The following is a 5,699-nucleotide window of genomic DNA, read 5'->3' as shown; positions in this document are numbered from 1 at the left end:
GCCCGCCTCGTCGCCGTCGAACACATAGATGAGCTCACCGCGAAAGAAGTTGTCGTCCATCATGAGTCGGCGCAGCATGGCCAGGTGTTCGTCGCCGAACGCGGTGCCGCAGGACGCCACCGCGGTCTTCACCCCGGCCAGGTGCATCGCCATCACATCGGTGTAGCCCTCGACGACGACGGCCTGATGCCCTTTGGCGATCTCACGCTTGGCCAGGTCAATGCCGAACAGCACCGACGATTTCTTGTACAGCAGGGTCTCTGGCGTGTTGACGTACTTGGCTTCCATCGGGTCGTCGTCGAACAGCCGTCGCGCGCCGAACCCGATCACCTCGCCGGCCGACGACCGGATCGGCCACAGCAGCCGACGGTGGAATCGATCCATCGGACCACGCCGGCCTTCCCGCGACAAGCCCGCAGCCTCGAGCTCCTTGAACTCAAAACCCTTGCGCAGCAAGTGCTTGGTCAGCGAATCCCAGCCTGACGGTGCAAAGCCGCAGCCGAAGTGACGCGCGGCGTCGGCGTCGAAATTCCGCTCGGTCAGGTACTTTCGCCCGAGCTGGGCCTCCGGCGATTCCAGAGCCGCCGCGTAGAAGGCCAGCGCCTCGGCGTTGGCGGCAAGCAGCCGACTGCGACTCCCCCGGTCGCGCTGCACGTTGGTGGTCGCGGCCCCGGTGTAGCTGATCGTGTGCCCGACCCGGTCGGCCAGCAGCTCGACGGCCTCCACAAAGCTCACGTGTTCGATCTTCTGCACGAAGGCATACACGTCGCCGCCTTCGCCGCAGCCGAAGCAGTGGAAGTGGCCGTGGTTGGGCCGTACGTGAAACGACGGCGACTTCTCATCGTGAAAAGGGCAGAGCCCCTTCATCGAATCCGCGCCCGCCCTGCGCAGCTGGACGTAGTCGCCGACGACGTCCTCGATGCGGACTCGTTCGCGGATGGCAGCGATATCGCGATCAGAGATACGGCCGGCCATCGGGCCAGTGTAGAGCCGTCTGGTGCGCGGGCCGCCGGATTACCCGGTGCCGATCACGCCGCAGGCGAACCGCTTCTCCGCGTCGGGGCTGCCGTCGGCGCCGTGCACCAGGATCGCCGTCTTGTTGCCTGCCAGAAGGTCGTCCCGGGTGAACGCGTCGGTGGTGGTCACCAGGTAGGCAGCGCCGTCTTGACGCACCTCCAAGGGGTCGAGATCGCCGCTCATCGGCTCGCCGGTGTGGCCGGGTGCCTGGAAGTGCATGCCCGCCGACAGGAAGTCGCCGCGCTCGTCGGGCATCATCGGGTCGACCGAGTTCGGCTCGCACTTGCCGACGCCGTGGATGTGCATCTTGTGGAATCCCGGCGCCAGGATGTGGTCACCGGTCGTCTTCACGGTGATCGTCGCGTAGCCGTTGGCGAACTCGAAGGTGGCGGTGGCCACCGACCGGCCGTCGGCGGTATGCAGCTGCGCGCTGAGGGTCTGTCCGCTCGGTGCCGGCGTGTTCGTCGAGCTCGACGTCGACGGCTCCTGATGCGGGCTACAGGCGCTTAGTGCGGCCACGGACAGTGCGGCGAGAGCGAGCGAAGGCTTGACCATGGCCACGACCTTAGTCCGGCGGTTTACGGCTGGGCCGCGGCGATGCGTTCGAGGCGCCCCTCGGTGTAGGAGGCCACCTGGTCGACGATCACGCGTAGCCGCCCACCGTCGTCGACGGCGGCGTTGAAGGCCGGGATGAACACCGGGTCAAGGGTGTTGGGGGCTCCGGTCAGCAGCCCGTGCGCCACCCGATGGACCCGATCCCGTTGCCGCGCCTGGATTTCCTGGTGTCTCGGGTCGGACATGATGAACTGCAACGCCAGCGTCTTGAGCAGGGCAACCTCGGCGCGGACCACCTCTGGCACGGACAGCTCCGCCCGGTAACGAGCCAGCGGTCCGGGCCCCGCGACCCCACGGGTGGCCGCGATCGCCGCCGAGGCGAACCGGCCGACCAGCTCACTCGTCATTCGCTTGAGCGACACCGCGGCCGATAGCGTCGCGTCGTACTTGCCGACCGCGGCCACAACCGGCAGCCCCGACAGCCGATGCGCGGCGGCGGCCAGGTCGTCGGCACGAACCGCGGCGAAGTCGCGCTCGCCGAGCTTGCCCAGCGCGGCGGCTTCGTCGTCGTCGGCGAGCACGCGGAGGTCGATGCGCCCGGAGACCACACCGTCCTCGACGTCATGCACCGAATAGGCGACGTCGTCGGCCCAATCCATCACCTGGGCCTCCAGGCACGCCCGATCTGCGGGTGCGCGGTCGCGCATCCACTCCGCGGCGCCGCGGTCGATGTCGTAGAAGCCGAACTTGCGTCGACGCGCATCCCGCGACCACGGGTACTTGGTGACCGCATCGAGACCGGCCCGGGTCAGATTCAGACCGACGCTATACCCATGCAGATCAAGAACTTTGGGCTCCAGGCTGGTCAGGATCCGGAAGTTCTGCGCATTTCCCTCGAAGCCGCCATACGCCGCCGCGAACTCGTCGAGGGCCTGCTCGCCGTTGTGGCCGTACGGTGGGTGCCCGATGTCGTGGGCCAAGCCGGCCATGTCGACGAGATCGGGATCGCAGCCCAGTTCGATCGCCATCCCCCGGCCGATCTGGGCGACCTCCAGCGAATGCGTCAGTCGGGTACGCGGCGTGTCCCCTTCACGCGGCCCGACGACCTGTGTCTTGTCCGCGAGCCGACGAAGCGCCGCGCTGTGCAGAACCCTGGCGCGATCCCGGGCGAAGTCGCTGCGGCGCTGACCCTCGGTGCCAGGCAAGCCCGCGATCTTCGGCGCCTCGGCCACCACCCGCTCGCGGTCGAAATCGTCGTAGGGATCTTGCTGAGTCATCGACGCCCAGTCTGCCAGCCGCCGGCAGCGCTGCCGCGCAGCGCACTACTTGGATTGTCCTGGGACCCGGCACGCCGCCGGGCTAGATTGTCGAGCATGAGCACCCTCCGCCGCTCGGTCGCCGTGTTCATGGCGATGCTGATCACCACCCTCACTGGACTGATCGTGGCGCCCTCGGCCACCGCCCAGCCGCCGTTCCGTCTTGGCGGCTACATCACCGACCACGCCGGCGCACTGAATGACTCCGGCCGCGCGGCGATTCAGATGGCCGCCGGAAAGCTGTACTCCGACCGCCATATCCAGCTGTGGGTGGTCTTCGTCGACGATTTCTCCGGACAACCGGCAGTCAGCTGGACGGAGAACACCCGAGCCGCCAGCGATCTCGGCGATTTCGACGCGATACTCGCCGTGGCGACCGTCGACCACTCCTACGCGTTCCTGGTGCCCCGCCGGGTGCAGACGATCAGCGGTAGTCAGGTCGACGATCTGCGACGCAACCAGATCGAACCCGCGCTGCGCCGCGGCGACTGGAGCGGCGCGGCGGTCGCGGCAGCCAACGGGCTCGACCGGGGCCCGCAGGCTCCCAGCGCCGCGCCGCTGCTGATCGGGCTGGGCGTGCTCCTGGTCGCGGCGCTGGCTCTTTACGTGTTCACGCGATACCGGCGCCGGCGGCGACGTGCGGCCGAGTTGGCCGCGGCGAAACGGGTCGACGCCACCGACCCCGATGCATTGGCGGCATTGTCGTTGGGCGCCCTCGACGACCTGTCCCGGTGGAAGGTCGTCGACGTCGACAACGCGGTCCGCACCAGCGCCAACGAGTTGGCGCTGACCATCGAGGAATTCGGCGAACAGCGAACCCAGCCGTTCACCCGCGCGGTCGACAACGCCAAAGCAGCTCTGTCCCAAGCGTTCACCGTGCGTCAACAACTCGACGACGCGATACCGGAGACCCGGGCACAGCGGCGCGACCTGCTGACCGAAGTGATCGTCGCCGCGGCGCGAGCCGATGTCGAGCTGGAGTCGCAGCGGGAGGCCTTCGAGGAAATGCGTGATCTGGTGGTCAACGCGCCGTCACGACTGGACGCGCTGACCCAACAAGTCGTCGACCTGACCGCGCGTATTGCGCCTGCTGACCAACGAATGACCGAGCTGCACAGCGAGTTCGACTCTGCGGCATTGGCTTCGGTGGCCACCAACGTGACGACAGCCAAGGACCGGCTGGCTTTTGCCGAGCAGAACCTCAGCCGGGCCCGCGAGCTGGCGGCCAAGCCGGTCAGCGGCGAGCAGAGCGGTCTCGTCGACGCGGTACACGCCGCGGAATCGTCGCTGGGACAAGCCCGCTCGTTGCTCGACGCCGTGGACAGCGCCGCCAACGACATTCGGCACGCGGTCGCGACCCTGCCGTCCCTGATCGCCGACATCCAGTCCGGAATCGAGCACGCAAACACCGCGCTGCAAAACACCCAGCAGGCCAAGGCACCACACCTGCGCGATCTGGCCAGCGCCCGGGCAGCCGCCGCCCAGGCTCTCGACCTGGCCCGGGCCAACGGTTCATCCGATCCGCTCGCCTCGTTCACCGGATTGACCAAAGCCGACGCCGACTTGAACGGGCTGCTGGCCACCGTCGCCGAAGAACAGGCAGCCGCCGAGCGGCTCACCCGGACTCTGGAGCAGGCGTTGTTCACCGCGCAGTCGCGCGTGCACGCCGTCTCCGAGTACATCGACAACCGCCGCGGCAGCATCGGACCCGAGGCGCGTACCCGGCTTGCCGAAGCGAGCCGGCAGATCGAAGCGGCGCAAGACAAAAAAGCGAGCGACCTCAGCGAGGCGATCACCCACGCCAACAACGCCGCATCACTGGCAGCTCAGGCCCAGTCGCTGGCCGAGGCCGACGTCCAGTCCGCGCAGCGTGCGTACACCTCCCGCTACGGCAGCGGCAACAGCACCGGCGCCATGATGGGCGGGATCATCATCGGCGACATGCTCGGTGGTGGCGGATTCGGCGGCGGTGGGTTCGGCGGTGGTTGGGGCCCGACGTCGTTCGGCGGCTCCGGATCCGACGGCGGATTCATGGGGGGCGGCGGCCGGTTCTGAAGGTAACGACCGCCAAAATGGTGGACGCGGCAGCTCACCACGCCCTAGTGAGCCGCCGCGTCGACGCACTCATCATATTAAGCATGTGATCAATAGGGGAAGGGTTTTGCAGAAATTTGTTAGACGAGTTTCGCTTCTCCCCGCGTTCGCCGGCTAGCAACCCCGCAGCCGCGAACCCAGGTAGTCAGACACCGCGTCGATCGCCACCCGTTCCTGCGTCATGGCGTCCCGCTCCCGGATCGTCACGGCGTGGTCGTCGAGCGAGTCGAAATCCAGTGTCACGCAATAGGGCGTGCCGATCTCATCCTGACGTCGGTAACGCCGCCCGATCGCGCCGGCGTCGTCGAAGTCGACGTTCCAGTACTTGCGCAACTCGCCAGCCAGGTCGCGGGCTTTGGGGCTCAGGTCGGCGTGCCGGGACAGCGGCAGGACCGCGGCCTTCACCGGTGCCAGTCGGGGGTCCAGCCGCAACACAGTCCGTTTGTCCACGCCGCCTTTGGCGTTTGGCGCCTCGTCCTCGTGATAGGCGTCGACCAAAAACGCCATGAACGAACGGGTCAACCCCGCCGCCGGTTCGATCACGTAAGGCGTATAGCGAGTTTCGTTGGCCTGGTCGTAGAACGACAAGTCGACACCGGAATGCTTTGAGTGCGTGGACAAGTCGAAGTCAGTGCGGTTGGCGACTCCCTCGAGCTCACCCCACGGGTTACCCGAGAAGCCGAACTTGTACTCGATATCGACGGTGCGGTCGGAGTA

The 5,699-nt window shown here is 67.3% G+C and carries 5 protein-coding genes; 1 reads left to right on the top strand and 4 read right to left on the bottom strand.

What is annotated here, in order from left to right; genetic code table 11:
- The 3 genes from dnaG to VN856_RS21290 form a co-directional block, all read right to left on the bottom strand.
- Nucleotides 1-975 (bottom strand): DNA primase (gene dnaG / locus VN856_RS21300; protein WP_325692634.1); only part of this gene is annotated, 975 nt, incomplete at its 3' end.
- Between the two features lie 39 nt (nucleotides 976-1,014).
- On the bottom strand, nucleotides 1,015-1,572 hold the full coding sequence (locus VN856_RS21295) for a superoxide dismutase family protein (protein WP_325692632.1): 558 nt from the start codon (nucleotides 1,570-1,572) through the stop codon (nucleotides 1,015-1,017).
- A 23-nt stretch (nucleotides 1,573-1,595) separates the two neighbouring features.
- Nucleotides 1,596-2,849 carry a deoxyguanosinetriphosphate triphosphohydrolase gene (locus tag VN856_RS21290; RefSeq protein ID WP_325692630.1) on the bottom strand — a complete coding sequence of 418 codons (1,254 nt, stop codon included), beginning with the start codon at nucleotides 2,847-2,849 and terminating at the stop codon, nucleotides 1,596-1,598.
- Nucleotides 2,850-2,945: 96 nt separating this feature from the next.
- Between VN856_RS21290 and VN856_RS21285 the strand changes: the two genes are divergently transcribed.
- Entirely contained in the window at nucleotides 2,946-4,943 is a 1,998-nt protein-coding gene (locus VN856_RS21285; protein WP_325692628.1) for a TPM domain-containing protein, read from the top strand.
- A gap of 153 nt (nucleotides 4,944-5,096) precedes the next feature.
- On the opposite strand, the gene VN856_RS21280 is transcribed toward VN856_RS21285, so the two are convergent.
- A partial coding sequence (locus tag VN856_RS21280) for a His/Gly/Thr/Pro-type tRNA ligase C-terminal domain-containing protein (protein WP_325692626.1) occupies nucleotides 5,097-5,699 on the bottom strand: 603 nt, incomplete at its 5' end.

This window comes from Mycobacterium sp. (assembly GCF_035603715.1).
In the GTDB taxonomy this organism is placed as follows: Bacteria; Actinomycetota; Actinomycetes; order Mycobacteriales; family Mycobacteriaceae; genus Mycobacterium.
Note: the sequence above shows the minus strand (reverse complement) of the source record. Positions and strands in the feature narration are given on the sequence as shown.

Bases quoted from the DNA above. Each gene is read 5' to 3' on its own strand.
- VN856_RS21295 (WP_325692632.1), bottom strand. From the start codon at position 1,572: ATGGTCAAGCCTTCGCTCGCTCTCGCCGCACTGTCCGTGGCCGCACTA.
- VN856_RS21290 (WP_325692630.1), bottom strand. From the start codon at position 2,849: ATGACTCAGCAAGATCCCTACGACGATTTCGACCGCGAGCGGGTGGTG.
- VN856_RS21285 (WP_325692628.1), top strand. From the start codon at position 2,946: ATGAGCACCCTCCGCCGCTCGGTCGCCGTGTTCATGGCGATGCTGATC.